General features: G+C 66.7%; 21 protein-coding genes and 1 pseudogene. 9 read left to right on the top strand and 13 right to left on the bottom strand.

Annotated features, from left to right (window positions below):
- Positions 1-90: 90 nt before the first annotated feature.
- The 4 genes and pseudogenes from Q8M13_RS08485 to otsB all read right to left on the bottom strand — a co-directional run bounded on the left by Q8M13_RS08485 (position 91) and on the right by otsB (position 5,400).
- A complete protein-coding gene (locus Q8M13_RS08485) occupies positions 91-510 on the bottom strand; it encodes an RcnB family protein (protein ID WP_305299356.1) in 420 nt (139 codons plus the stop codon).
- Positions 511-624: 114 nt separating this feature from the next.
- Positions 625-3,210, bottom strand: coding sequence for a DNA ligase D (ligD, locus tag Q8M13_RS08480; RefSeq protein WP_370869993.1), 2,586 nt, complete (start codon positions 3,208-3,210; stop codon positions 625-627).
- Positions 3,211-3,301: 91 nt separating this feature from the next.
- Positions 3,302-4,651: pseudogene (locus tag Q8M13_RS08475) on the bottom strand (trehalose-6-phosphate synthase); the annotation flags it as partial.
- Positions 4,648-5,400, bottom strand: coding sequence for a trehalose-phosphatase (otsB, locus tag Q8M13_RS08470; protein WP_305299354.1), 753 nt, complete (start codon positions 5,398-5,400; stop codon positions 4,648-4,650). The pseudogene Q8M13_RS08475 and the gene otsB, both read right to left, overlap by 4 nt.
- Before the next feature lie 158 nt (positions 5,401-5,558).
- Here otsB and zwf point away from each other — a divergent pair, with 158 nt between their 5' ends.
- Both zwf and Q8M13_RS08460 read left to right on the top strand, forming a co-directional pair.
- Positions 5,559-7,028 carry a glucose-6-phosphate dehydrogenase gene (zwf, locus tag Q8M13_RS08465; protein ID WP_305299353.1) on the top strand — a complete coding sequence of 490 codons (1,470 nt, stop codon included), beginning with the start codon at positions 5,559-5,561 and terminating at the stop codon, positions 7,026-7,028.
- Between the two features lie 675 nt (positions 7,029-7,703).
- Entirely contained in the window at positions 7,704-9,206 is a 1,503-nt protein-coding gene (locus Q8M13_RS08460) for an NAD(P)/FAD-dependent oxidoreductase (protein ID WP_305299352.1), read from the top strand.
- Positions 9,207-9,241: 35 nt separating this feature from the next.
- Here Q8M13_RS08460 and Q8M13_RS08455 read toward each other — a convergent pair whose 3' ends face one another.
- Positions 9,242-9,484 carry a DUF5961 family protein gene (locus Q8M13_RS08455; RefSeq protein WP_305299351.1) on the bottom strand — a complete coding sequence of 81 codons (243 nt, stop codon included), beginning with the start codon at positions 9,482-9,484 and terminating at the stop codon, positions 9,242-9,244.
- A 52-nt stretch (positions 9,485-9,536) separates the two neighbouring features.
- On the bottom strand, positions 9,537-11,333 hold the full coding sequence (locus Q8M13_RS08450; RefSeq protein ID WP_305299350.1) for a glycoside hydrolase family 15 protein: 1,797 nt from the start codon (positions 11,331-11,333) through the stop codon (positions 9,537-9,539).
- Positions 11,334-11,535: 202 nt separating this feature from the next.
- Between Q8M13_RS08450 and pyk the strand changes: the two genes are divergently transcribed.
- Positions 11,536-12,960 carry a pyruvate kinase gene (gene pyk / locus Q8M13_RS08445; RefSeq protein WP_305299349.1) on the top strand — a complete coding sequence of 475 codons (1,425 nt, stop codon included), beginning with the start codon at positions 11,536-11,538 and terminating at the stop codon, positions 12,958-12,960.
- Here the strand turns inward: pyk and Q8M13_RS08440 are convergent.
- Together Q8M13_RS08440 and Q8M13_RS08435 are read right to left on the bottom strand one after the other, a co-directional pair.
- A complete protein-coding gene (locus Q8M13_RS08440) occupies positions 12,957-15,107 on the bottom strand; it encodes an amylo-alpha-1,6-glucosidase (RefSeq protein ID WP_305299348.1) in 2,151 nt (716 codons plus the stop codon). The two genes, pyk and Q8M13_RS08440, sit on opposite strands and share 4 nt — an antisense overlap.
- Positions 15,108-15,134: 27 nt before the next feature.
- Complete coding sequence (locus Q8M13_RS08435; protein WP_305299347.1) at positions 15,135-16,196, bottom strand: glycosyltransferase family 4 protein; 1,062 nt, start codon at positions 16,194-16,196, stop codon at positions 15,135-15,137.
- A gap of 171 nt (positions 16,197-16,367) precedes the next feature.
- Here Q8M13_RS08435 and pgl point away from each other — a divergent pair, with 171 nt between their 5' ends.
- From pgl to eda, 4 genes are read left to right on the top strand one after another with little or no spacing between them, the layout of a single operon-like run.
- Positions 16,368-17,042, top strand: a complete 675-nt coding sequence (gene pgl / locus Q8M13_RS08430; protein WP_305299346.1) for a 6-phosphogluconolactonase — start codon at positions 16,368-16,370, stop codon at positions 17,040-17,042.
- A gap of 29 nt (positions 17,043-17,071) precedes the next feature.
- Positions 17,072-18,886: a phosphogluconate dehydratase gene (gene edd, locus Q8M13_RS08425; RefSeq protein WP_370869994.1), complete on the top strand. Its 1,815-nt coding sequence runs from the start codon at positions 17,072-17,074 to the stop codon at positions 18,884-18,886.
- Positions 18,883-19,860 (top strand): glucokinase, encoded by a 978-nt coding sequence (glk, locus tag Q8M13_RS08420; protein ID WP_305299344.1) that lies wholly within the window; start codon positions 18,883-18,885, stop codon positions 19,858-19,860. Before edd ends, glk begins: the two co-directional genes overlap by 4 nt.
- Complete coding sequence (gene eda / locus Q8M13_RS08415; protein WP_305299343.1) at positions 19,857-20,477, top strand: bifunctional 4-hydroxy-2-oxoglutarate aldolase/2-dehydro-3-deoxy-phosphogluconate aldolase; 621 nt, start codon at positions 19,857-19,859, stop codon at positions 20,475-20,477. The genes glk and eda overlap by 4 nt, the downstream gene beginning before the upstream one ends.
- Positions 20,478-20,480: 3 nt before the next feature.
- Here eda and Q8M13_RS08410 read toward each other — a convergent pair whose 3' ends face one another.
- The 3 genes from Q8M13_RS08410 to Q8M13_RS08400 form a co-directional block, all read right to left on the bottom strand.
- A complete protein-coding gene (locus tag Q8M13_RS08410) occupies positions 20,481-20,819 on the bottom strand; it encodes an SRPBCC domain-containing protein (protein ID WP_305299342.1) in 339 nt (112 codons plus the stop codon).
- A gap of 98 nt (positions 20,820-20,917) precedes the next feature.
- Positions 20,918-21,700, bottom strand: coding sequence for an enoyl-CoA hydratase/isomerase family protein (locus tag Q8M13_RS08405; protein WP_305299341.1), 783 nt, complete (start codon positions 21,698-21,700; stop codon positions 20,918-20,920).
- On the bottom strand, positions 21,697-22,863 hold the full coding sequence (locus Q8M13_RS08400) for an acyl-CoA dehydrogenase family protein (RefSeq protein WP_305299340.1): 1,167 nt from the start codon (positions 22,861-22,863) through the stop codon (positions 21,697-21,699). The genes Q8M13_RS08405 and Q8M13_RS08400 overlap by 4 nt, the downstream gene beginning before the upstream one ends.
- A gap of 73 nt (positions 22,864-22,936) precedes the next feature.
- On the opposite strand from Q8M13_RS08400, the gene Q8M13_RS08395 reads away from it, so the two are divergent.
- Together Q8M13_RS08395 and Q8M13_RS08390 are read left to right on the top strand one after the other, a co-directional pair.
- On the top strand, positions 22,937-24,154 hold the full coding sequence (locus tag Q8M13_RS08395) for a CaiB/BaiF CoA-transferase family protein (RefSeq protein WP_305299339.1): 1,218 nt from the start codon (positions 22,937-22,939) through the stop codon (positions 24,152-24,154).
- Complete coding sequence (locus Q8M13_RS08390; RefSeq protein WP_305299338.1) at positions 24,154-24,711, top strand: hypothetical protein; 558 nt, start codon at positions 24,154-24,156, stop codon at positions 24,709-24,711. Before Q8M13_RS08395 ends, Q8M13_RS08390 begins: the two co-directional genes overlap by 1 nt.
- A 106-nt stretch (positions 24,712-24,817) precedes the next feature.
- On the opposite strand, the gene Q8M13_RS08385 is transcribed toward Q8M13_RS08390, so the two are convergent.
- Both Q8M13_RS08385 and Q8M13_RS08380 read right to left on the bottom strand, forming a co-directional pair.
- Positions 24,818-25,234, bottom strand: coding sequence for a Zn-ribbon domain-containing OB-fold protein (locus Q8M13_RS08385; protein ID WP_305299337.1), 417 nt, complete (start codon positions 25,232-25,234; stop codon positions 24,818-24,820).
- Between the two features lie 5 nt (positions 25,235-25,239).
- Complete coding sequence (locus Q8M13_RS08380; RefSeq protein ID WP_304808813.1) at positions 25,240-26,424, bottom strand: thiolase domain-containing protein; 1,185 nt, start codon at positions 26,422-26,424, stop codon at positions 25,240-25,242.
- Positions 26,425-26,612 lie beyond the last annotated feature (188 nt).

Here is a 26,612-nt window from a genome sequence, read left to right as displayed (position 1 = left end):
CTTCACCGACATCACCGACTCCCTGGCTCACCACCAGGGAATCACGATCAGCGAATTTCGCAACAGGCCCCAGCGGGGAGAGGAACTCCACTACTGGAACATCCCCACGATGACCGAGGCGACCAGGCCGGTGGCGGCGGCGGTCAGGACCACGTCGTTGTCGACGCGGGTGTAGTAGTAGCCGCGCGGCGGGGCGCGCAGGCCGTAGTGGCGATAATCGACCCGGTAGCGATCGGCCCGGTAGGCCGGGGGCAGGCGGTCGCCGCGGTTCCAATGGCGATAGGTGTAGCCGCTAGGGCGCTGATAGGCGGCGGCGCGGTACTTGCGCTCGGCCTTGCGGACGTCGCGATCATACTTGCGTTCAGCCTTGTCCATGCGGCGGTCGTATTGCTGCTCGACGCGGCGGTCGTCGCGGTGATCGCGATGATCGTTGCGGTAGGGCTGGGCGTTCGCCGCTCCAGCGCCGACCAGGACGGACAGGGCGACGGCGGCGGTCAGGATCTTCTTCATGGCGATCTCCTACTCAACTGTTGGAGACATCATGAGGGGACGCTGCTGAGCCCAAGCTGAACCATCCGGTTTGGGTTAGGTTCATCTTCGCGCCCCAGATGAGGCGGGCTTGTTTCAGCCCAGACGCTTGATGGCGGTTTCCAGCGATCTTTCGCTTTCGGCGTAGTCCGCCCAGGCGGTGGTCTTCTTGAGCAGGGCCGGCGCGGTGCGGATGGTGTAGCGCAGCGGATCAAGGCCCGCCTTCACATGGCTCCAGTTCAGCGGGAAGGAGACGCTGGCTCCCTCCCTGGCCCGCGGCGACAGCGGCGCCACCGCAGTGGAGAGCCGGTCGTTACGCAGGTAATCCAGGAATATCCGCCCATTGCGCAGCTTCTTGGCCATGTTGACCACGTAGCGGTCCGGCTCATCGGCCGCCATCTGCTCGCAGAGCTTCTTGGCGAAGGCCTTGGCGGTCGGCCAGTCGAGCTTTCTCTTCGGCGGGCTCAGCGGCGTCACGACATGAAGGCCTTTGCCCCCCGTGGTCTTGCAAAAAGCGGTCAGCCCGACCTCCTCCAGCCGGTCGCGTACGTCTCGCGCGGCGGCGACCACATCGTCGAAGGTCACGCCAGGGCCTGGATCGAGGTCGAAGATCAATCGGCCGGGAACGTCCGGTTCATGCGGCCGGCAGTTCCACGGGTGGTATTCGGTCGCCCCGATCTGAGCCAGGGCCGCCAGGGCTTCGATCCGGTCGACTTGCAGATAGGCGGCATGATCGCCGCTGACCTCGACCTGGTTGATCAGCGGGGACGAGCCCTTGCCCGCATGGCGTTGGAAGAACTGCTCGCCGCCGATGCCGTCCGGCGTGCGGATGATCGAGCAGGGGCGGCCCTTGATGTGCTCCATCATCCACGGACCGATCTCTTCCAGGTACCGCGCCAGTTCGAGTTTGGTCACCGGCTCGGGGGAGTCGGCCGAGTTTGGCCAAAGCGCCTTGTCGGGGCTGGAGATGGTCACCCCCATGACGACGGGTTCACCCATGCTGGACTTTCCTTTCCGGGCCATCGGGCGCGGCGTGGGTTCGGCAAGTTCGATGGCTTCGGCGGGTGCGGGCTTTTCCGCCTCGACTTCGCAGGCGGGTTTGTCTTCGCGAAGGCCCTTGAAGGCGGCCTGGCGGATATTTCCGTCGCCGCTGAAGCCGGCGAAGGCGATCTCGGCGACGAGTTCCGGCTTGGCCCAATGGACATTGGCCGCCTTGGGCGGAGCGTTGGCGCCCTTGAACGGGCTTGCGGCGCTCGCCACGGCCTCCAGTTTCGGCAGCACGCGCGCCACCGTCTCCCGCCCAAAGCCGGTGCCGACGCGGCCGACATAGGCGAGCTGGCCGTCGCGGTAGACGCCGGCCAGCAGCGAGCGAAGCTGGCCCTTTTCGCCGGTCCAGCCGCCGATCACCACTTCTTCGCCGGCGCGGCACTTGGCCTTGGTCCAGCTTTCGGAGCGACCTGATCGGTAGGCGGCGTCCAGCCGTTTGGAAATGATGCCTTCGAGGTTGAGCCGGCAGGCCGACTGCCAGACCGCCTCGCCGGAGGTTTCGAAATGCTCGACATAGCGGATCCGGGGATCATCGCCCTGCAGCACCAGCTTCAGGGCCTCCTTGCGCTCGCGAAGCGGCAAATCGCGCAGGTCAGCCCCGCCCCCGAACAGCAGGTCGAACGCGAAATAGATCAGATCGCCGGTCTTCTCTTCCGCCAGCGCAGCCTGCAACGCCGAAAAGCTTGGCTGGCCCTCGTGGTCCAGGGCGACGGCCTCGCCGTCGAGGATGCAGTCGGGCAGGGCAGAGGCGGCCGCCGCGATCGCGCCGAAACGCTCGGTCCAGTCCAGGCCCTTGCGGGTGCGGACCACGGCCTTGCCGCCCTCGACGCGCAGTTGCAGGCGATAGCCGTCGAACTTGACCTCATGGCCCCAGCCCGCCCCGTTCGCCGGCCGTTCGACCGACTTGCAGAGCTGGGGCTCGACGAAACTGGGCAAGGCTGCGGGCCGCAGTTTCGGCGCGGGCGGCGCAGCCAGCGGCTTGGGCGCCGGCGTGGCCGATCTAGGCTTGCTCTGCCACACATCGTCGGAGCGAGCCTTGGTCTTCTTCGCCTTCATGAACGGGGTCGGACCCTTGCCCTTGCCTTCGGCGATGGCGTCCATCGTCCGACCCGATGCGACCGAGGTGGCGTTTTCCGTCAGCAAGGCGTCGGCGTCGCCCTCCTGGGCGAACTCGTCGCGATGCTTGATCAGCAGCCAATTGTTGCGCTTGCCGCCGTTGCGATCATGCTTCATCCGTATAAGGACGAATCCGCCGTGCAGGCGATCGCCCTCGAGCACAATCTTCAGGTCGCCCTTTTCCAGCCCTTCATGCGGGTCGGTTCCGGGCTCCGGCGCCCAATAGCCGCGGTCCCACAGCATGACCGAGCCGCCGCCGTACTGGTCCTTGGGAATCGTGCCTTCGAAGTCGCCGTAGTCGAGCGGGTGATCCTCGACCTCGACCGCCAGCCTACGATCGTGTGGGTCTAGGGAGGGTCCCTTGGTCACGGCCCAGGACTTGAAGACCCCGTCCAGTTCCAGACGAAAGTCGTAGTGAAGCCTCGTCGCCGCGTGCTTCTGGATCACGTAGCGCAGCTGTTTCGAGGGCTGGGCCTTCTCCCGGCCGCTGGGCTCCGCCGTCCGGGTAAAGTCTCTCATGGACTGATAGCGGGCGAGCTTGTTCGCCATAGAGCGGTCCCTCGGCGGCTTTGCGGTGGGCGCCTGTCCGGATGGCGGCGAGCGCGCCCACATAGGCGTCCCGCCAGGCGGTGACGTCTTCGCGCTGAACATTGTCGAAGAGAGCGCGCCAACGCGCGATTCGCTCCCCTAACTCCATGTTGAGCGCCCGGTTCAGGGCCTCGGAGATGTCCTCGGGGCTGTTGGGATTGATCAACAGCGCCTCGGGCATCTGGTTGGCGGCGCCCGCGAACCGCGACAGCACCAGCACGCCGGGATCGTCCGGATCCTGGGCGGCGACAAACTCCTTGGCGACAAGGTTCATGCCGTCGCGCAGCGGCGTCACCAGGCCGACCTTGGCGGCGCGATAGACGCCGGCCAGTTCGTCGCGCCGGTAGTTGCGGTTCACATAGCGGACCGGGTTCCAGTCGATGTCGGCATATTCACCGTTGATGCGCCCCGACAGGGCGTCCAGCCGCGCGCGGATCTCCTGATAGGCCTCGACGCCCTCGCGGCTGACCGGAGCGATCTGCAGCATCAGCACTTCGCGGCGCAGATGCGGGTGATCGGCGAGCAGGCGCTCGAAGCCAAGGAACCGTTCTTCCAGCCCCTTGGAATAGTCGAGCCGGTCGACGCCGACGATCATCTTGCGGAAGGCCGTGTGCGCCGTCATCACGTCATAGGTGCGATGGGCGCGCTCGGAATTGACCATCTCGCCGAACTCGGCCGCGTCGATGCCGATAGGGAAGTCGCCGACCTGAACGGTGCGGCCGAAGGCGCGCAGGGTGTTAAGCCCCACCGCCACGCCATCGGCCTCGCTCAGCACATATTCCTCGAACGCCTGGCGGTACTCGGGGGTTTGGAAACCGACTAGGTCGTAGGCGAACAGGGCCTCCACCAGCTTCTTGTGGCGGGGCAAGGTGGTGATCAGCTGGTGAGCTGGCCACGGGATGTGCAGGAAGAAGCCGATCCGGTTTTTGACGCCCAGGCTGCGTAGCTCGCGCGCCAAAGGGATGAGATGATAGTCGTGGATCCAGATCAGGTCGTCGGGCTCGATCAGCGGCCGCAGCGTCTCGGCGAACCGCCGGTTCACCCGCTCGTAGCCTTCGTCGAATGAGCGGTCGTAGGCGGTCAGATCCTGACGATAGTGGAACAGCGGCCACAGCGTCTTGTTGGCGTAGCCGTTGTAGTATTCGTTGAGGTCGGCCTCTTCGAGGTCGACGGTCGCGACCGTCACGCCCTCGACCCGCTGCAGATTCAGGTGGCCGGTGAACTCCGGCGTGGTCTTGCCGCTCCAGCCAAACCACAGGCCCGAATACTCCCGCAGGGCCGCGGCGAGCGCCATGGCCAGACCGCCGACCGTTTCGTCGCCCTTGCCGGTCGGCGGGTTGACGCGATTGGAGACGACGATCAGCCGGCTCATTCTGCGGCCTCCAGCCAGGTGAGGGCGGCTTCGACACCCTCCATTCGATAGGTCGCGGTGGTCTTGCGTTCGGGGCCGACCAGGATCCCGTAGCCGCCAAGTTGCCGGACGGCGAAGAACCCGTGCTCGTCGGTAAGATCGTCGCCCAGGAAGATCGGTTGGTGGCCGCGGAACGGCTGCTCGGTCATGAAGGCGCGGATCGAGTCGCCCTTGCTGGCGCCGGGGGTGCGCAGTTCGACGACCATGTCGCCGGGTTGCAGGGTGAGACCGGTAAGCGTGGCGATGTGCTCGGCCAGGTCAATGACGTCCCGCGCCCGGTCTGGAGCCTGGCGGTAGTGCATGGTGAGGCTGAGCGCCTTATCTTCGATAAGCAGGCGCGGATCGCGCGCGGCGAACTCGCGCAGGGCCGTGCGCGCGGTGGTCAGGCCAGGATGGGGCGCAGCTTCGCCGATCACCCCGTGGGCGTCGCGGCGCACCAAGCCATGGATGGCCGCGACGCAGGTCACCCGGTTCTCAAGAATGTGGTCGATTTCGGAAAGCGAGCGGCCGCTGACGACCGCTAGCCGGCCGTTGAGGCGCTGTCCCAGCTTTTGCAGCAGGTCGGTGCGGCGCGGGTCGGGGCGGACATCTTCCGGACGCTCGGCGATCGGCGCCAAGGTGCCGTCCAGATCAAGGAACAGTGCGGCGCCGTCCAGCGCCAGCCGTGCTGGGGGCTTGCTCAGCCCGATGCTCAATTCGTCTACGCTCATGTTTACTTTCGCCCGAGAGCCACGAGGAACGCCTGTGGCCCCGGTTCGATCCAATTTCCTCGGTTCAACGAAATGAACCCGTGAGAAGGACTTGACGTTGCATCCCCGAACGCAGCTATGCGCGCTGATAAGTGCAATCTCGCGAAAAGGTGACACCGATGGCAGAGCAGCCTCTCGCCGATGTGATCGTTCTGTTCGGCGGCACGGGCGACCTCGCCCAAAAGATGCTCTTTCCCTCGCTGTACTTCCTGGACGCCGACGGCTTCCTGGCTGACGGGTTCGCCATCATCGCCACCGCCCGCGCCGAGATGAGCCGGGAGGCCTTCATCGCCGAGGTGAAGGAATCTGTCGGCTCGCGCGCCGGCCCGGCCGGGCTCGACGCCAAGGCCTGGGCGCGGTTCGAGACGCGCCTGGACTATGTCGGCGCCGACGCCACGACGCCGGAAGGCGCGGCTGAGTTGAAGGCCGCGCTCGGCGAGGCGCGCATTCCGATCTTCTACCTGGCGCTGTCGCCCAGTATCTACGGCCGCGTCTGCGCCGCCCTGTCCCAGGCTGGCCTCGCCACCCCCAAGACGCGGATCGTGCTGGAGAAGCCGATCGGCCGCGACCTCGCGAGTTCCAGGGTCATCAACGGCGCGGTGGCCGAGGTCTTCCCGGAAGACAGCATTTTCCGCATCGACCACTACCTGGGCAAGGAGACGGTCCAGAACCTGCTAGCGCTGCGCTTCGCCAACACCCTGTTCGAGCCGCTGTGGAACAACCTTACCATCGACCACGTGCAGATCACCGTGGCCGAGACCGAGGGGGTCGGCGATCGCTGGCCCTATTACGACGAGTACGGCGCCCTGCGGGACATGGTGCAGAACCACATGCTGCAGCTCCTGTGCCTGGTGGCCATGGAGCCGCCGTCGGATATGGAGCCGGACTCGGTCCGCGACGAAAAGGTCAAGGTGCTGCGCTCGCTGCGACCGGTCACCCGCGCCGACGTGCAGACCGTCAGCGTGCGCGGCCAGTACACGCCCGGCGTGTCGGGCGGGGCTTCGGTGGGCGGCTACGAGGCCGAACGTGGTCAGCCGACCGACACCGAGACCTTCGTCGCCCTGCGCGTTGATATCGACAACTGGCGCTGGGCCGGCGTGCCCTTCTTCCTGCGCACCGGCAAGCGCCTGCCCGAGCGGCGAACCCAGATCGCCATCCAGTTCAAGCCGGTTCCGCACTCGATCTTCGACGGCGCGGCCAAGGCGGACCTTGCCGCCAACCGCCTGGTCATCGACCTGCAGCCGGACGAGGACATCGAACTGCTGCTGATGAACAAGGCGCCGGGGCTGTCCGAGCGCGGCATGCGGCTGCAATCGCTGCCGCTCTCGCTGTCGCTGGCGAAGGCCTATTCCGGCCCCAACGCCCGGCGGCGCATCGCCTATGAGCGGTTGATCCTCGACGTGATTCAGAACAACCGCACGCTGTTCGTGCGCCGGGACGAGGTCGAGCGCGCCTGGGAATGGATCGACGGCGTGGCGCAGGCCTGGCGCGATTCCGGCATGGCGCCGAAGCCCTATGCGGCTGGCAGCTGGGGTCCGGCCGGCGCCTTCGCCTTGATCGAACGCTCGGACCGCGCCTGGTACGACTGAGGGCTCCGTGGCTGCGGAGGCCACATGCAGAGCGTCAGGAAGACGATTGAATTCAAGACGCCGACAGTCGCCATCAGCGGACGCGGATCGAGTGAGGTCGCGACGCCAAGGAACAGCGCCGTCATGAGCGCCACCGTTGGGCCCAAGGCTATGGCGAAGGCGAACGGTAGTGGGACGCCGAGGCTTCGTGCACGCTTGGCCCCCAACGCCAGGGTTGGCCAAAAATAGAGCGCCAGCGCCGTTATCATGAAGGCTGAGCCGACGACCACGGTTGTGATCAGGATGGCTAGATCTGAGCCATGCAGATTTCCAAAAAAGGGTGTGACCAACGCGCTCAGCAGCAGCATGAGGCCGAGGATCAACGCGTGACCCGTCATAAACGCGATCCTGCCAATTTCGCCGCGAAAGCTGAACAGGAGCGCCGGTATCGCAGGCAGTCGGAACATGGAGCGATCATGCTTGGGAGAGGTGAACCCATCCCTACGACTCATGGTTGCTGACTCGCATTTGAGCCACGTCCTGGCCACCGAACTACGGCACGGCGCCAAGCTCCCACTTTCGGTTATCAGCGATAACCTATATTGATTTCAGTCAAGGAGCTGAGCCGGGTGGGACGTACCCTTCCGATGAAGCGAAAAGCGGACACAACCGCCAACAACAGAAGAACGGGAACGGATGACCGGGACGGATACGCTTGCCGTGAAGGCGAAGGCCAAGACTCAACACTTCGACGTCATCATCGTCGGGGCGGGCATTTCGGGGATCGGCTCAGCCTATCACCTGACCGAGCAAAGCCCGGGAACGAGCTTCACGGTGCTGGAGAGCCAGGAGAGCTTTGGCGGCACCTGGCATACCCACCGCTATCCCGGCATCCGGTCCGACAGCGACCTCTACACTTTCGGCTATCGGTTCAAGCCGTGGAAGGGCACGCCCATCGCCACGGCCGAAGAGATCCTGGCCTATATGGGCGAGGTGATCGAAGACCACGATCTGGCCCGTCATATCCAGTACAAGACCAAGATCACTTCAGCCCGGTGGTCCAGCCAGGACAACCTGTGGACGTTGGAGACGGTGCGGACCGACACCGGCGAGCCCGGGTCCTTCACCACCAACTTCCTCTGGATGTGCCAGGGCTACTTCCGCCACTCCGAAGGCTACACGCCCGAGTGGCCGGGGATGGAGACCTATAAGGGACTGATCGTCCACCCTCAGACCTGGCCCGAGAACCTCGACTACAAGGGCAAGAAGGTCGTCGTCATCGGCTCGGGCGCCACGGCTGCGACCCTGGTCCCGGCCATCGCCGCCGACGTCGCGCACGTCACCCTGCTGCAGCGCTCACCGACCTATTTCATTCCCGGCCGCAACGCCAACGAACTGGCCGACACCCTGCGCGAGCTGGAGATCGACGAGAATTGGGTCCACGAGATCGTCCGCAAGAAGATCCTGTTCGACCAGGCCGCCTTCACCCGCCGGGCGCTTGAGGAGCCGGAATCGGTCACCAAGGATCTGCTGGCCGGGGTCCGCGCTTTCCTCGGCGAGGACTATGACGTCGATAAGCACTTCACGCCGCGCTACCGGCCCTGGCGCCAGCGCATCGCCTTCGTGCCGAACGGCGACCTGTTCCAAGGCATCGCCTCCGGTAAGGCTTCTGTGGTCACCGACGAGATCGAACGCTTCACGGAAAACGGCATCCTGCTGAAGTCTGGCGAGACGCTGGAAGCCGACATCATCGTCACGGCGACCGGCTTCGACCTCAATGTGCTGGGCGACATCGATTTCCACATCGACGGCAAGCCGCTCGATTTCTCGCAGACCGTGAACTACCGCGGCAGGATGTTCACGGGCGTGCCGAACCTGATCTGGGTGTTCGGCTACTTCCGCGCCAGCTGGACGCTGCGGGCCGATCTGATCGGCGATTTCGTGCCGCGCCTGCTTAACCACATGAAGGCCAAGGGTGCGAAGCGCGTGGTTCCGGCCCTGCGTCCCGAGTACAAGGAAATTGTCCACGAGCCGTGGATCGATCCGGAGAATTTCAACCCAGGCTACCTGATGCGCGGCATGCACCTGCTGCCCAAGAGTGGGAACAAGCCTGAGTGGCGCCACACCCAGGACTACTGGGCTGAGAAGGACGAGCTGCCGGCCATCGATCTCGACGATAAGGCCTTCGTCTACGAGTGATCAACGTCTCCGCGCCGGCTTGTCCGGCGCGGAGGTCAATCGCACGAACCCGATACGCCGCTGTCCAGGTCCAGGCGGAAGCACTGACGCTCGCCGCTCTCGCAGTCGGTCAGTTGGACCTGGATCTCGCCGTTTTCATCGGCGCCCGGCCGCCATCGCTCAATGAAGGCGAAGGCCGCGTCTTCGAAGCTCTCGCCATAGACTTCATGCGTCGCCTTGCGATCCTCGTCGGCCGCATGGGCCTCGAAGCGTCGAAGGACCTCGGTCATGTCTCTCATGGGTCGCCCTTTCAGCGTCACCCACTAGGAATCCATGATTCGGCAAAAGGATTCAGCGCACCGATGACCAGGGCCGCGACAGCATGGTCGCGCAGTTGATCAGGCCGACCAGCGAATAGGTCTGCGGATAGTTGCCCCAGAGCTCGGCGCCGTCGAACGCGATGTCCTCCGACAGCAGTCCGGCAGCGGTTCGCCGGTCCAGCATCTCCTCGAACAGCGTCCGGGCCTCGTCGGCGCGGCCGGACAGGTGCAGGGCCTCGATCAGCCAGAACGTGCAGATATTGAAGGCGGTCTTCGGCTCGCCGAAGTCGTCGGGAATGGCGTAGCGCAGCATATAGGGTCCGCGGCGCAGCCCCTTCTCGACCGCTGCGATGGTGGCGGCCATGCGCGGATCGTCGGGGCTGACGAAGCGCACATCGACCAGTTGCAGCAGGCTGGCGTCCAATTCGTCCCCCCCGAAGGTGGCGGCGAACCGGCCAAGGTCCTTGTTCCAGGCCTTTTCCTCGATGGTGGCCCGCACCGTAGCGGCGCGATCGTTCCAGAAGGCGGCCCGTTCTGTCAGACCGAGCTTGGCCGCAGCGTTTCCTAGCCGATCACAGGCCGCCCAGCACATCACCGCCGAATAGGTGTGGACGTTCTCCCGACCCCTGAACTCCCAGAGGCTGGCGTCGGGCTGGTCGTGGAGCTCGAAGGCGCGCTCGCCGACCGGCTCCAGACTGCGGAAATCCTCGACGGTCGCCGGCCGGAACAGCCGCTCGTCGAAGAAGGCCTGCACGGTCGACAGGATAATCTGTCCGTACACGTCATGTTGCAGGTGCTCGTGCGCCTGATTGCCGACCCGAACCGGTCCCATGCCGCGGTAGCCGGCCAGATGTTCGGCGAAGCGCTCGGTCAGCGAGGGCTCAAGCCCTACCCCGTAGAGCGGCTGGACGTGGCCGCCCTTCGAGCGGTCGACGATATTGCGTAGATAGCCGAGATAGTTTTCCAGCATGTCCGCGGCGCCCAGGCGGGTCAGCGCCTGGACCACGTAATAGGCGTCGCGCAGCCAGCAATAGCGATAGTCCCAGTTGCGTTGGCTGCCCTCGTGCTCCGGGATCGAGGTCGTCAGGGCCGCCACGATGGCGCCGGTTTCCTCATGCGCGCACAGCTTCAAGGTGATGGCCGAACGGATCACCGCCTGTTGCCACTCCAGCGGCACCGACAGGGTCCGGACCCAGCCGCGCCAATAGGCGGTGGTTTCCTTGAGCATCCGCTCCGTCGTCGCGGTGAGATCGGCGTCGAACCCCTCGTCAGGGCCGAGGAACATCGAGACCGGTTCCTCGAGCCGGAACAGCCGCTCCCCGCTGATGTGCGAGATCGGCGCGTCGGTCGTCATGCGCAGGGTCATCTCGCCGCCGATGAAGCGGATGTGGTTGGAGCCGGAGGTTCGGTCCGCTGCCCGCTCCCCCCAGTTCACGGTCGGGCGCAGCTTGATGCGGATCTTCGGCACGCCGGCGATCGGCCGGATGAGGCGGATGAAAGCGACCGGCCGATAGACCCGTCCGAACTGCCGATAGCGCGGGCAGAAATCGATCACCTGGGCCACGGCGCCGGACTTGTCAGTGATCTCGGTCACGACGATGGGGGTGTTGCGCAGATAGCTCTGGCGGACGCTGACCTGGTCCTCGAGCTCCACCGCCCAATAGCCCTGGGCGTCGGCGTGCTCTTCCGGATCGGCGTTCAGCAGGGCCGAAAACACCGGGTCGCCATCGACGCGGGGCACACAGGCCCACACCAGCCGGCCGGCTCGGTCGATCAGGCCGCTGGCCGCGCAATTGCCGATGGGGAAGAGGTCAAGGCTTTGGGTCATCAGGCTGCAATCCGCGAAGCTGGCTTCGGTTCAGGAAAGAGCCGCGCAAAGGCGGCGGTGTTGGGGCGGTCGGGCGTGATCATGACGCCAATCGGGAAAGGTTCGCCATGTCCTCGCGTTTGACCATATTGGGCTGGCCCGGCCTCGCGTCGGCGGCGAACGGGTATAGACACCGGTTGCCCAGGCACTTCACGGAGGTCAGATGATCCGCGCCCGCCGCGCCCGCATTGTCGCCACGCTCGGCCCCGCCAGCCGCGATGCGTCCAAGGTCATCGAGCTCGCCACGGCCGGAGCCGATGTCTTCCGAGTGAACTTCAGCCATGGGACCCACGAAGACCACGCCCGCACGATCGCCAATGTGCGCGCCGCCGAGGCGGCCCTCGGGCGGCCGCTCGCCGTGCTGGCCGATCTGCAAGGACCCAAGATCCGCTTGGGTGAATTCGCTGACCGGACCGTCCGCCTGAAAGAGGGCCAGGACTTCCGGTTCGACACCTCGTCTGAACCGGGCGACGCCTCGCGGGTCGGGGTGCCGCTGGTCGAGGTGTTCGCCGCCCTCGGGCCGGGCTCCGACATCCTGCTGGACGACGGCCGGGTTCGCTTGAAGGTCAGGCGCTGCGGCCCCGATTTCGCCGACACGGTGGTGATTTCCGGCGATCAACTTTCGAACCACAAGGGGCTCAACCTGCCGGGTCACGCCATTCCGGTGCCGGCGCTGACGCCCAAGGATCGCGAAGACCTCAACTTCGCCCTGCAGGAAGGCGTCGACTGGGTGGCGCTGTCCTTTGTACAGCGCGCGTCCGACATGGCTGAGCTTCGTCAGATTGTCCAAGGCCGGGCCGCGGTTCTGGCCAAGATCGAAAAGCCGGCCGCGCTCGAGGCGTTGGATGAAATCCTCGATCTCTGCGAGGCGGTGATGGTCGCGCGCGGCGATCTGGGCGTGGAGCTGAACCCCGAGGACGTGCCGGTGGTGCAGAAGGCGTTGATCCGCGCCGCCCGAACACGCGGCATTCCGGTGATCGTCGCGACCCAGATGCTGGAATCCATGATCCACGCGCCGACGCCCACCAGGGCCGAAGCCTCCGACGTGGCCGGGGCGGTCTATGAGGGCGCTGATGCGGTGATGCTGTCGGCCGAGACCGCGGCCGGGGAGTATCCGGTCGAGGCGGTCACGATCATGAACCGCATCTTGACCCGGGTGGAGCGCGATCCACGTTGGCCCGAGCTGATGGCGGCCGAATACCCCGTTGAAGACGCCGACGCCGACGCCTTGGTCGCCGCCGCCCACCGCGCCGCCGAGATCGCCTCGACGGCCTGTATCGCGGCCTTCACGACCACCGGCCAGACCGCCCTGCGGCTGGCGCGCGAGCGGCCGCTGCAGCCGACCCTGGCCCTGACGCCGCATCTGAAGACCGCGCGCAAGCTCGCCCTGGCCTGGGGCGTCGAGGCGCGGGTGGTGCCCGACCTCACCGATCCGGAGGACCTCGCCCGCGTGGCGGTGGAGCAGGCCGTCGCGACGGGGCTGGCGACGCCGGGCCAAAGGGTGATCATCCTGGCCGGCCTGCCGATGGGATCGCCAGGCGCGGCCAATATCCTGCGGATCGCTCATACGCCTCGTCGATCGGCCTAGCGAACCCGTACGGGGATGCCGGTCGGGCCGCGGCCCTGCACGTCGATCCGGCGGCCGGCGTGCTCGAACAAGAGGTCGACCTTCTCGTCGCCGATCCTCAGCCCGTCGATCTCGAGCCGGTCGATGCCGATCGGCAGGCGAGGGTCGGAGACCCGCACCTCGCGGTTCCAGCCATCGACGGTGACGCCCAGGCAGGCCTGCAGCATCATGAAGATCGAGCCGGCGGCCCAGGCCTGCGGCAGGCAGGCGACCGGATAGGCCACCGGCGGTTCGCCGGCCATGCGCGGGAAGCCGCAGAACAGCTCCGGCAGCCGCATCTCGAAGGTGTTGGCGGTCTCGAATAGGCCAGAGGTCAGGTTGACTACCCCGTCGCGCTCGCCGTACCGCGACAGCCCCATGGCGCAGATCGCGGTGTCGTGCGGCCACACCGAGCCATTGTGATAGCTCATCGGATTGTAGCGCGGTTCGCCGGTGGCCAGTGTCCGCACGCCCCAGCCGGAATCGAAGGCTGACGACATCAACTGCTGGGCCACCTTGCGCGCTCGGTCGGGGCTGGGCAGGCCGCAGAATAGCAGGTGGCCTGGATTGCTGGTCCGCACGCGGCAGAGCTCGCCGGCGCCGTCGATGGCGATGCCGTAGGTGCCGAGGTCCTCCATCCAGAAGCGCCGTTCCACAGTGTCGCGGATCTGCTCGGCGCGCGCGGCCCAGCGGGCGGCGTTGTCCTGGTCTCCGCGATGGTGGGCCAGCTTGGCCATCGCTCGATAGGCGGCGAAGGCGTAGCCTTGAACTTCGACCAGGGCGATCGGTCCGTTCGGGAACCGGCCATCGGCGTGGAAGACGCTGTCCTCGCTGTCCTTCCAACCCTGGTTGGAAAGTCCAGAGTCCTGGCCGCGCTTGTAGTCGATCAGCCCATCGCCATCGGAATCGCCGAACTGCTCGATCCAGCGGATCGCCCCGGTCAGGGCCGGCCACAGGTCGTCGATCAGCGCTAGGTCTCGCGTGCGCTCGGCATAGGCGCCGGCCAGGGCCACGAACAGCGGCGTGGTGTCGACCCCGCCGTAATAGCGGGCGAACGGCACCTCGCCCAAGGCCGGCATCTCGCCCTTGCGGGTCTCATGCATGATCTTGCCGGGCGCGGAGTCGCGGAAGGAGGAGACCTCCTCGGCCTGGTGCGCCGCCAGATAGGTTAGCACGCCCTTGGCCAGCGAAGGCTCGAACCAGAGAATCTGCCAGGCGGTGATGATCGCGTCGCGCCCGAAGGCGGTCGAGAACCAGGGAATTCCGGCATAGGGATAGGGGCCGGTTTCCATGCGGGTGGTCAGCAGGGCCAGGTCGGCCCGGGATTTCTCCAGCCATTCATTGAACAGCCGGCCCGAGCTTTTGATCCGCGCGCCATGGCGACGGCGCGCGCGCATATCCCATCGGGCGCGAGCGGCGGCGTAGCGGAAGCGCTCGCGGCTGGGAATGGCGCCGTTGTGGGCGCCGACTTCCAGATAGAGCTCCAACCGGCCCTCAGGCTGCAGGGAATACATGTAGTCGGCGCGTTGGCCGCCGATCCGGCCTGGCGGGTCGGAGAACGAGATCACGCTGGTCCGCTCGACCTTGTCCAGGCCCTCATAGCGGAACCGGACGCTGCGACCGTCGACCTCGGGCGGATGGATGAGCCCGCGTTGGGGGCGGCGCATGCCGCGCACCTCGAACATGTCGCGGAAGTCCGCGCCGAACTCGAGCGACAGCGGCAGCAGCACCACGTCGCGGCTGTAGTTCATGCAGCAGATACGCTCGTATAGCCGTTCCTCCCACAGGAACCGCTTGCGCTCGACATGCAGAACGCCTGGCGGGCCGACCGGCCCTCCAGGCGCTGGCAGCGCCTGGTTCGCGCCATGCGAGGTGAAGAACACGTTGTCCTGGGCGATCGCCGCCGACAGCAGCGACGGCGGCTGCCCGCCCAGCAGCAGGCGGAAGCGCGACAGGATGCGGGTGTCATTGTGGAACAGCCCGTCGCCCGTACCGACGATGTCGCCAAAGGCGTCGGCCACCACGAAGGTGTCCTTGTCTTTCAGGGCGAAGAGGCGGTGGGGAACGCGGGGCTCACCCGTCTCTCCCAATTCGATATGTGCGTCCGGCGCAGGCGCGAGGTCGTCCATCCCTGTCCTCAACCGTTGGCCTCGTCCCTAACCATTGGCGACGAGGGCGATGTCGGGTCGGGTCACGCTTTGGTTGGCGTAGAGATCGAGATAGCGCCTGGCCATGGCGGTCGCCGAGAAGCGTTCGTCAAATCTGCGCCTGACGTCCCGGCGGTTCAAGCTTGCGGTGCGAGCGACGGCTGCGACGGCCTCGTCTTCATTGCTGACAATGAAACCGGTTACGCCATCCTCGATCACCTCCGGAACTGAGCCGCAGCCATAGGCGACCACGGGCGTGCCGCAGGCCATGGCCTCGATCATCACCAGGCCGAACGGCTCCGGCCAATCGATGGGGAACAGCAGCGCCTGCGCGCCGCCCAGGAAGCCCGACTTGGCCTCGTCGCCGATCTCGCCCACAAACTCGATCAGATCCTGGCCGAGGATCAGCGGCTCGATCTTCTCCTGGAAATAGCGCGTGTCGGCGGCGTCCACCTTGGCGGCGATCTTCAGCGGAATACCCATCCGCTTGGCGATGGCGATGGCGCGGTCAGGCCGCTTTTCCGGCGAGATGCGCCCCAGGAACGCGAGGTAGCGCCCCGGCTCGTAGTTCGGCTTGTAGAGGTCGGCCCGCATGCCGTGGTGCACCGTGCCCGCCCAGTTGGCGAACGGGATGGGCGTGCGCTGATCGTCGGAGATCGAGACCAACGGGAACTGGTTCCAGCGCCAATAGACGCCGGGCAGGTCCTTGAGGTCGAGCCGGCCGTGGAGGGTGGTCAGGGTCTTGGCCGCCATGTCCTCGAAGAACGGGAAGTGCAGCATGTCGGTGTGGAAGTGGATGACGTCGAACTCATGAGCCCGACGGCGCACGTCCCACAGCATCGACATATGAGCCGCCAGATCGGACTTCAGCAGCGCCGGATCCAACCGGATCGCCTGATCGCGGACCTTGACCAGCTCGGCCTTGGTCTGGGCCTCGGCGCTGGCGAACAGCGTGACGTCGTGGCCCAACTCCACCAGGGCGTCGGTGAGGTGCGCCACCACACGTTCGGTCCCCCCATAGAACCGCGGCGGCACGGCTTCATAGAGCGGCGGAACTTGAGCGATCCTCATCGAAAGATCTCCTGATTGTGTGGGTAAGCGCGCGCCTAGGGAGGAGGCGCCGGCGCGGAACCGAGGAAATAGCTCCCGACCGGGCAGGAAGTTCCGAACGGTGATCGCTTTCCACGTTTCACGAACGATTCAGCGGGGCCTTTGCGCCATAGCTGCGTTATGGGGCGGGAGATGCTTGAAACCTTCGCAAACCCAGCCCACTTGGCCCAAGCCGCCGCCGCCGCCGTGCAAGCCGCGCTTTCCGCCGCCATCGCCGAACGCGGCGCCGCAGTTCTGGTCGCCACAGGCGGCCGCTCCCCAGCGCCGGTCTACGACCTGCTCGCGCAGGCGCCGATCGATTGGGGTTCCGTCACGGTGACGCTGTCGGACGACCGGTTCGTGGCCCCGACCTCGCCCGACTCCAACGAACGCCTGGTGCGTGATCGCCTTCTGGTCGCCAAGGCCGCCTCGGCGCGGTTCACGCCGCTGAGCTTCGACGTGGCCAATGTGAGGGAAGCGGCCCTGCGCGCCGAGCCGGAGGTGAAGGCGCTGGCGCCCTATGACGTCATGCTGCTGGGCATGGGCGAGGACGGCCATGTGGCGTCGCTGATTCCCGGCAGTCCGGTGATGGACGAGGGCATAAATCCGGCCGGCGAGCGGTTCTGCCTGGGCGTTCCGGCCGGCGTCGGCTCGCCCCCGGTCGCCCGGGTCACCATGACCATGCCGGCCTTGCTTCAGGCTCGCCTTACCCTGGTCCTGATCTCGGGCGAGACCAAGCGCGAGATCATCGAAAGCGGCGGTGGTCTTCCCGTGCACGCGCTGCTGGAACAGGCTAAAGCGCCGGTGCGCGTTCTCTGGACCCCGTAACAGTCGGAGCTAGCTTGATGTCCGTCGCCTTGCATCCCGTCACCGCCGCCGTCACCGCCCGCATCATCGAGCGCAGCCGTGAGGGCCGGGCCGATTATCTTCGGCGGATGGAGGCGGCCCGGCACGACGGGCCAGGCCGCGCCAAGCTGTCCTGCGCCAACTGGGCCCACGCCTTCGCCGCCAGTCCGGATGGCGATAAGCAGCGGATGCGCAATCCGACCGCGCCGAACGTGGCGATCGTCTCGGCCTATAACGACATGCTGTCGGCCCACCAGCCGCTGGAGCGGTTCCCGCCGATCATCAAGGCGGCGGCCGAGGAGGTCGGGGCGACGGCCCAGTACGCGGGCGGCGTGCCGGCCATGTGCGACGGCGTCACCCAGGGGCGCCCCGGCATGGAGCTCTCGCTGTTTTCGCGAGACGTGATCGCCATGTCGACCGGGATCGCCCTGACCCACGACGCCTTCGACGCGGCCCTGATGCTGGGCATTTGCGACAAGATCGTGCCGGGCCTGGTGATCGGGGCGCTGGCCTTTGGCCATCTGCCCGTGATCTTCGTGCCCGGCGGCCCAATGAGCTCTGGCCTTTCGAACGCCGAGAAGGCCCGCGTGCGCGGCCTGTTCGCCGAAGGCAAGGCGACACGTGACGAACTGCTCGAAAGCGAGATGAAGTCCTATCACGGGCCAGGCACCTGCACCTTCTACGGCACCGCCAACTCCAATCAGATGATGATGGAGATGATGGGCCTGCACCTGCCGGGCTCGGCGTTCATCCATCCGAACACCCCGTTGCGCGACGCCCTGGTCGCTGCGGCGCCCAAGCGCGCCATTGAGATCGCGAACGGGACCAACGCCTATACCCCGATGGCCTCGGTGGTGGACGAGAAGTCCATCGTCAACGCCCTGGCCGGCCTGCTGGCCACCGGCGGCTCGACCAACCACACGCTGCATCTGGTGGCGATGGCGCGGGCGGCCGGGATCGTCATCGACTGGCAGGACTTCGACGAACTGTCGAAGATCACGCCGCTGCTGGCGCGGGTCTATCCGAATGGGTCGGAGGACGTGAACGCCTTCCACGCGGCGGGCGGCATGGCGTTCGTGGTGCGTGAACTGCTCGATGCGGGCCTGGCTCACGAGGACGTGGTCACGGTCGCCGGCGGCGGCCTGCGGCGCTATCAGCAGGAACCGTTCCTGGAGGACGGCAAGCTGGTTTGGCGCGACGGGGCGGCCCAGTCCCTGAACCTCGACATCCTGCGGCCGGCCACCGATCCCTTCCAGGCCGAGGGCGGCATGCGGCTGCTCAAGGGCGGCCTTGGGCGCGCGGTGATCAAGACCTCCGCGGTCAAGGACGCCAACCTGATCGTCGAGGCCCCCGCCCTGGTGTTCGAAGACCAGGACGACCTGCTGGAAGCCCACAAGCGCGGCGAACTCAACCGCGACTTCATCGCCGTGGTGCGCTTCCAGGGCCCCACCGCCAACGGCATGCCCGAACTGCACAGCCTGACGCCGGTGCTGGGCGTCCTGCAGGACAAGGGCTTCAAGGTGGCGCTCGTCACCGACGGGCGGATGTCGGGCGCCTCGGGCAAGGTTCCTGCGGCCATCCACGTCACGCCGGAGGCCGCTCACGGCGGTCCGCTGGCCTATGTTCGTGAGGGCGACATCATCCGGCTGGACGCCCATGCCGGGGTGTTGGAGATCAAGGTCGACGCCGCCGAGCTCGCCGCGCGACCGAGGGCCGTGACGCCGCCCGCCGGTTTCGGCTATGGGCGTGAGCTGTTCGGCTGGATGCGCAAAGCCGCCGGACCTGCAGAACTGGGGGCCAGCGCCCTCTTCGGAGACGCCGCGTGAAGACAGTCTATACCGGCCTGGTCGGTGATGTGGGCGGCACCAACGCCCGGCTCGCCCTGGTGGATTCCGCCGGCCGGATCCGCAATCCCAAGACCTATCCCGCCCAGGAGTACGGCTCGCTGACCGAGGTTATTGGCGAGTACATCGAGACCACCGTTGGTCGTCAGAAACTGCACACCGCGGCCATCGCCGTGGCCGGCCCGGTGGTGGATGGCGAGATTGAGTTCACCAATCTCGACTGGCGGATTTCCGAGGGTGAGCTGATCGGAACCTTCGAGTTCCACGCCGCGCGCCTGATCAATGATTTCGCGGCTCAGGCGCTGGCCGCGCCGGTGCTCGACGCCGACGATCTGCGGACCATCGGCCCGGTGACGCGCGGCGCGGAAGGTACGCCGATCCTCGCGCTGGGCGCGGGCACGGGCTTTGGCACCGCCATGGTCGTGCGCACTGAGCGCGGCGACATCGCCATTCCCAGCGAGGGCGGCCATGCGGCCTACGCGCCCTATGACGGCGTGGAAGCGGCCATCTGGGCCTCGCTCCGCCGCACCCACGGCCGGGTGTCGATCGAACGCCTACTGTCGGGCCCGGGGCTCTACGCCCTCTATCGCGGCCTGGCCGATGTGCGCGGCGTGGCGGCCGACCTGAAGGACGAGAAGGAAGTGATGGCCGCCGGCCAAACGGGCGGCGACCTGCTGGCCGACGAGGCGCTCGACCGGTTCTGCGAGATCCTCGGCTCGGTGGCCGGCGACATCGCCCTGACCTGCGGCGCACGCGGCGGGGTCTATGTCTCGGGCGGCATGGCGCCGCGCATGGCCGACCGCCTGGCCTCTGGCGGCTTCCGCCGGCGGTTCGAGGACAAGGGGCGGCTTTCCGACTATACCCGCGAGATCCCGACCCACCTTGTCGTCCACCCGTTCGCGGCCTTGGTCGGCGCGGCCCGGGTTCTCGAACAGATGGAAGGGAGCGTCCTTTGACCCTTGCTGAGATTCTGAAGCTGGCGCCCGTGGTGCCGGTGCTGATCATCGAGGAAGAGGCGCACGCCGTTCCCCTGGCCAAGGCCCTGGTCGCCGGTGGGCTCTACGCCCTGGAAGTCACCTTGCGGACGCCGGTGGCGGTCGAGTGCATCCGCCGGATCGCCGGCGAGGTCGAGGGCGCGGTGGCCGGCGCCGGGACCATCCTCACCGCTTCGGCTCGGCAGGCAGCGGCCGATGCTGGCGCGAAATTCGGCGTCAGTCCCGGCCTCATCGAGGGCGAGCGTTTCGATGGTCCGCTGCCGCTGTTGCCGGGCGTGGCGACGGCGACCGAACTGATGGCGGGCCTGCACGCAGGATTCACCCACTTCAAGCTGTTCCCGGCCAATGTCGTCGGCGGCGTCGGCGCGCTTAAGGCGTTCTCCAGCCCGTTTCCGCAGGCGACCTTCTGCCCGACCGGCGGGGTCGATGCGAAGAACGCTCCCGATTACCTGGCCCTGCCCAACGTGATCTGTGTCGGCGGCAGCTGGGTCGCGCCCGCCGACGCCGTCCGCGCCGGCGATTGGGGCCGGATCACCGAGTTGGCCCGCGCTGCCTCCCAGCTCGGCAAGGCGACGTAACCTTCAGAGCGCCGCCGCAAGCCCTTCCAGGATCGTCATCCAGCCGCCTTGCGTGCGTTCGGCATAATCCTGACAGACCCCTTCGTGGGTCAGGGTCATTTCGCAGCCCGCGCCCGCCGGGTTGATCTCGATGGTGACGCGGGTGGCGTCCTGCATGCCTTTCTCGACGGCGAAGTCGAACGCCAGGCGGCGCGGCCGGTCGATCTCGACATAGCGGCCGAAGTGCTCGGCCTCTCCAGTCTCCGGCCGGCGGTCCACGATCAGGAAGCGGCCGCCGACGCGGGGGGCGATCTCGACCTTGACGATGTCCGGTCGGTGTGGCGAACAGGAATTTCGCCGCAAGCGCCGGATCGAGCCAGGCGTCGAACACCCGCTCCGCCGAGGCGTCGAAGCGACGACTGACGACAACGGTGGCTGTAGTCGGCGAGTTCATGGGCCCCTCAGCGTCCGGTGAAGCGTCCCGGCCGGCGTTCCTGCACCGCGCGGACGCCCTCGGCGAAGTCCTCGGTGGCGCGCAGGATGGTCTGCTCCGCGTGCTCGTGGTTGGTCTGGGCGCGCACAGCGTCCGCCAGGCCTTGGCGCAGGGTCTTGCGGGTTGCGATCACCGCTAGCGGGGCGTTCTCGGCGATCTCGGCGGCCAGCGCCTGAGCCGAGCTGAGCAAATCGGCGAGCGGCGCGACCTCGTCGACCAGGCCCCAGGCCAGGGCCTCTTCGGCCTTCACCCGGCGCCCGGTCAGGAACATCAGGTTGGCGCGCTGCTGGCCGATCAGCCGGGGCAGGGTGTGGGTCAGGCCAAAGCCCGGATGGAAGCCCAGCTTCACGAAATTGGCGGTGAACCGCGCCTCGGGCGCGGCGACCCGGAAGTCGGCGATAAGGGCCAGGCCCAACCCGGCCCCCACGGCCGCGCCCTGCACGGCGGCGACGATCGGGGTTTCCACCGAAAACAACCGCACGGCCTGGTCATAGAGCGCATTGATGCCGCCCATGCCCTTGCCGGCGATGCCGTCCGGGGCCACCAGGTCGGCGCCGGCGCAGAACGCCTTGCCGGCCGAGGCCAGCACCACGGCGCGGCAGGCGTTGGAGTTGTCGAGGTTTTCCAGGGCGTCGGCCAGATCGGCCATCAGCTCGACCGAGACGTGATTGTTCGGCGGGCGGTCGATCATGACGGTCGCCACGTGGCCGTCCAGGGTCACCGTGAGGTGGTCGCCGTAAGCGGTCTTCATCGTCTCGATCCCATCAGGTTGCGGGCCACCACCCATTTATGCACTTCGGTGGGGCCATCATAGATTCGCATGGTGCGCAGGCGGGTCGCCATCAGTTGCAGCGGCAGTTCCTTGGTCACGCCCATGGCGCCGAAAGTCTGCATCGCCCGGTCCACGACCTCCCAGGCCATCTCGGTGGAGTAGGCCTTGATCATCGAGATCTCCTGGCGGACGTCCCGTCCCTGGTCGAGCTTCCAGGCGCAGTCATAGGTCATCAGCCGGGCGGCGTGGATGCGCGTGGCGGCGTCGGCCACCCACCACTGGATCGCCTGGCGTTCGCTGAGCGGCAGGCCGAAGGTCTTTCGCTGCGGGGCGGACTCGCAGATCATGTCCAGCGCCCGCTGAGCCATGCCGATCGACCACGAGGCCATCTCGATCCGCCGGGTGCCTAGCCGCAGCTGCATGGGCGCAAAGCCGTTCCCTTCCTGGCCGAGCAGTTTCCAACCCTCAACCCGGCAATCGTCCAGCGCGATCTCATAGGTCGATTGGCCGCCGATCATCGGGATCTTGCGCAGCACGTTGAAGCCGGGCGTTCCCTTGTCGACCAGGAAGGCTGACATGCCGCCGCGCGCGCCCTTTTCTTTGTCGGTCACCGCCATCAGGATCGTGAAGTCGGCTTCCTCGGCGCGGCTGATCCATATTTTCCGACCACTGATGATCCAGTCGTCGCCATCGCGTACGGCGCGGGTGATCATACCGGCAGGATCGGCCCCGGCGCCGGGCTCGGAGATGCCGATGGCGCTGATGGTTTCGCCGCGCACATAGGGGGCCAGATAGGCCTCCCGCTGGCGCTCGTTCACGGTCGCGGCCAGCATCCGCAGGTTCGGGCTGTCCGGCGGCAGGGTGTAGGGCGTGACCGTCTTGCCCAGTTCTTCATTGACCCCGACCATGGCCACGGCCGGCAGGTCCACCCCGCCAACGTCCTCGGGCGCGTCCAGGCCCCAGAGGCCCAGCGACTTGGACACCTCGTCCAGCCGCTTCTGCTCAGCCGGCCCGATGCCCAGGCCCTTGCCGTCAGCTTCGCGGGCGAGGACGCCGGGCTCCAGCGGCATGAGCTCGTCCTGAACGAACCGGGCGACCAGCTCCTTCAGCATCCTGTGTTCGTCGGAAAGCGCGAAGTCCACTAGCCCTCCCCCGCGTCAATGCGCGATCTTTGAGGCGATCATAACGAGGTGGTTCGCAGAGGGGAGGCCTGACGTGGCGGAAGTAAAGCAGTTGGCTGGAGAAGCCACCGGGCCGTTGAAGGGCGTGCGCATCCTCGATCTCACCAGCGTGGTGTTCGGGGCCTATGCGACCCAGATGCTCGGCGACCAGGGCGCCGAGGTCATCAAGCTCGAGGATCCGGGCTCGGCGAGCGGCGATGGCGGCGACATCATGCGTTGGCCCGGCCACACGCCGGAGGGGTGGCCGCGCGATCTTGGCCCCATCTTCCTGACCATCAACCGCAACAAGCGCTCGGTGATCTTCAACCTGGCCGACCCGAAGTCGCGCCGCAGCCTGGAGCAGCTGATCAAGAGCTGCGACGTCTTCGCCACCTCGATCCGCTATGAAGGCCTCAAGCGCCTCGATCTGGCCTATGAGGACGTAAAGGCCCTGCGGCCTGACGTCGTCTATGTCCACGCAGCCGGCTATGGCTCGGAGGGTCCCTATGCCGGGGAGCCGGCCTATGACGATCTGATCCAGTCGGCCTGCGGCCTGGCCGACATCCTGCCGCGCACCGACGGCAATCCCACCCCGCGCATCCTGCCGACCTTGGTGGCCGACAAGGTCTCCGGCCTGTTCATGGCCCAGGCGATCACCGCGGGCCTGTTCAGCCGCAGCCAGACCGGGCAGGGCCAGTTTATTGAGGTCCCGATGCTGGAGTGCATGACCAGCTTCACCCTGGTCGAGCACCTGTACGATCACGCCTTCGATCCGCCGACCGGCCAGTGGGGATATCAGCGGGTGGTAAATCCGCACCGCAAGCCGTTCCCCACCAAGGACGGCCACATCGGCCTGCTGCCCTACACCGACAAGCAATGGGACATCTTCTTCGAGGTGGCAGGCTGGGGTGAGACCTTCGCCAAGGACCCACGCTTCCAGGCCAAGGCGCGCGGCAAGCACATCCATGAACTCTACGCCCTGGTCGAGACGGTTACGGTCACCAAGACCACCGATGAATGGCTGGCTCTGCTCAAGCCGCTGTCGATCCCGGTCACCCGCACCAATCGCCTCGACGACCTGCCGAGCGATCCGCACCTGAAGGCGGTCGGCTTCTTCCAGAAGTACGATCACCCGCACGCCGGGACCTATATCTCCATGAAGCCGCCGGTGAAGTTCACCGGCACGCCCTCCAGCATCCGCCGCCACCCGCCGCGGCTGGGCGAACATACGCGGGAAGTCCTGGCGGAGCTGTCGGAGACGCAAGAGACCTGATGCGGATTGCAGTTGTCGGGAGTTCAGGTTCGGGCAAGTCGACCCTGGCCAAGCGATTGGCCGGGACCCTTGGCCTGCCGCACATCGAACTCGATGCGATCAATTGGCAGGCCGGCTGGAAGGATCTCAACAGCCACGACCCCGATGAGTTCGTGCGGCGGGTCAGCGAGGCGGTTGGCCAGGACGCCTGGGTCAGCGACGGCAACTACGGGAAGGTGCGCGACATTGTCTGGAGCCGGGCCAGCCATCTCGTCTGGCTGGACTATGAGCGCACCGTGATCATGCCGCGGGTGATCAGGCGCTCGGTCCTGCGCGCTGTCGACCGCACCGAGCTGTGGCCGGGGACCGGCAACCGCGAGGACTGGCGGATGTGGCTGAGCAAGGAGCACCCGATCCGCTGGGCCTGGAACACCTGGGCGCGGCGGCGGGCGGAATACGGCGCGCGGATTGAGGACGTAAGGTTCGCGCACCTGCAGGTGCACCGCCTGCGCCATCCGCGCGAGGCCGACGGTGTGGCTCAGCGACTCTCCTCTCCCCTTGGGGGAGAGGCCGGGTGAGGGGAAGCGGCGCGTAGCGGCGCATCTCAGCCTCGATCATCGGCGAGGGGGAAGCCGATAGGCCACCCCCTCACCTAATCTCTCCTCAAGGGGAGGGGGATTGGTCTTACGCCGGGGCGAACACCGGGACCGGCGGACCGTTTTCGGTCGGCTGGAACTTCACCTTGACCTTCTGGCCGATGGAGAGCCCGTCGGGCGCCACGTCGACGAAGTTGGTCAGGACGGCGGGGCCTTCGGCCAGGGTCACATAGCCGATGGCGTAGGGGCCGGACGGCGAGCGGTGCATGACGCTGTAGGAATAGATCACGCCCTCGCCGGGGCTCTCTTCCCAGACGGTCTTCTCGGAGAAGCAGAACGGGCAGAGCGCGCGCGGATACCAGTGGGCTTCACCACAAGCGTTGCAGCGCTTGATCATGAACTTGCCTTCGGTCGCCGCATCCCAGAAGGGCTTGCTCTCGATGGTCACGGCCGGGGCCGGGATGTTCCGAGTCATGGTGGTGGGACGGTCTTGAACGTCGGTCATAGCTCTTAAGCCTCCCGTTCCATGATGAGGGTCGCCGCGCCGTGGCGCGTGCCGAGCGAGCCGCCCGTGCCGTGAGCCAGGGCGATGTCGCAGTTGGGGACCTGCACCTTGGGGTGAGCCTCGCCGCGGAGCTGACGCACCGCCTCGATCACCTTGGTGATGCCGCCGCGGTTGGTCGGGTGGTTGTTGCAGAGCCCGCCGCCGTCGGTGTTGAAGGGCAGCTTGCCGACGCCCGAGATAAGGTTGCCGTCGGCGACGAACTTGCCGCCCTGGCCCTTTTCGCAGAAGCCCAGATCTTCCAGCTGCATCAGCACGGTGATGGTGAAGCTGTCATAGATCGAGGCGTACTTGATGTCGGCCGGGGTGACGCCGGCTTCGCCGAAGGCGATGGGGCCGGACCAGACCGCGCCCGAATGGGTCAGGTCCAGGCCGCGGCCGCCCATCGGACCCTTGGGGGACTCGCCGGCGCCCATGATCTTCACCTTGGGACGGTTCAGGGTCTTGGCGACCTCGGGCGACACCACGATCAGCGCGCCGCCGCCGTCGGTGACGACGCAGCAGTCCAAAAGATGCAGCGGGTCGGAGATCATGCGCGAGTTCACGACCTGCTCGACCGTCACCACGTCCTTCAGGAAGGCGTTGGGATTGTACTGGGCGTGATGGCTGGCCGCGACCTTGATCCAGGCGAGTTGCTCGGAGGTGGTGCCATACTCGTACATGTGGCGCATGGCGCACATGCCGTAGGTGTTGTGGGTCGAGCCGCCGTAGATGTTCTCATAGCCGGCCTCGGGCGGGCCGTCGGTCAGTTGGCCGGGCTTGCCGCCGCCGCCGGGGAAGAACTTGTTCTGGCGCGGACGGCCGGCGAGCGTGACCAGGGCCACCGAGCATTTGCCCTCGGCGATCGCCTGGGCGGCGTGGCCGACATGCAGCAGGTAGGAGGAGCCGCCGGTCTCGGTGGAGTCCATGTGCCGCACATTGCGCAGGCCCATATAGTCGATCATCGACATGGCCCCGAAACCGGGGGCGTCGCCGGCGCAGAAATAGCCGTCGATGTCGTCCTTGGTCAGGCCCGCATCTTCCAAGGCGCCCTTGGCGCACTCGGCGTGAAGCTGCGGCGTCGACTTGTCGGGCGCGTCACGGAGCGGATGCTCGTACGCCCCCATGATGTAGGCCTTGCCTTTTATGCTCATGCGTTTCCCCGGAAATATCTTTTGAAGAATGGATTTGGCATATCGCGGTGCAGCATGGGCTTCAACCGCTGAGCCGCCATTCGTCATCCTCCGGTCAGCCGCAGGCTGATCCGGGGGACCCAAGCTGAGTTGCAAACCTAGAACCGCCGCTTGGGTCCCCCGGATCGCCTTTCAGGCGACCGGAGGAT

It is taken from the genome of Phenylobacterium sp. (assembly GCF_030681155.1).
GTDB lineage: Bacteria > Pseudomonadota > Alphaproteobacteria > Caulobacterales > Caulobacteraceae > Phenylobacterium.
This window is presented reverse-complemented; position numbering and strand designations above follow the sequence as displayed.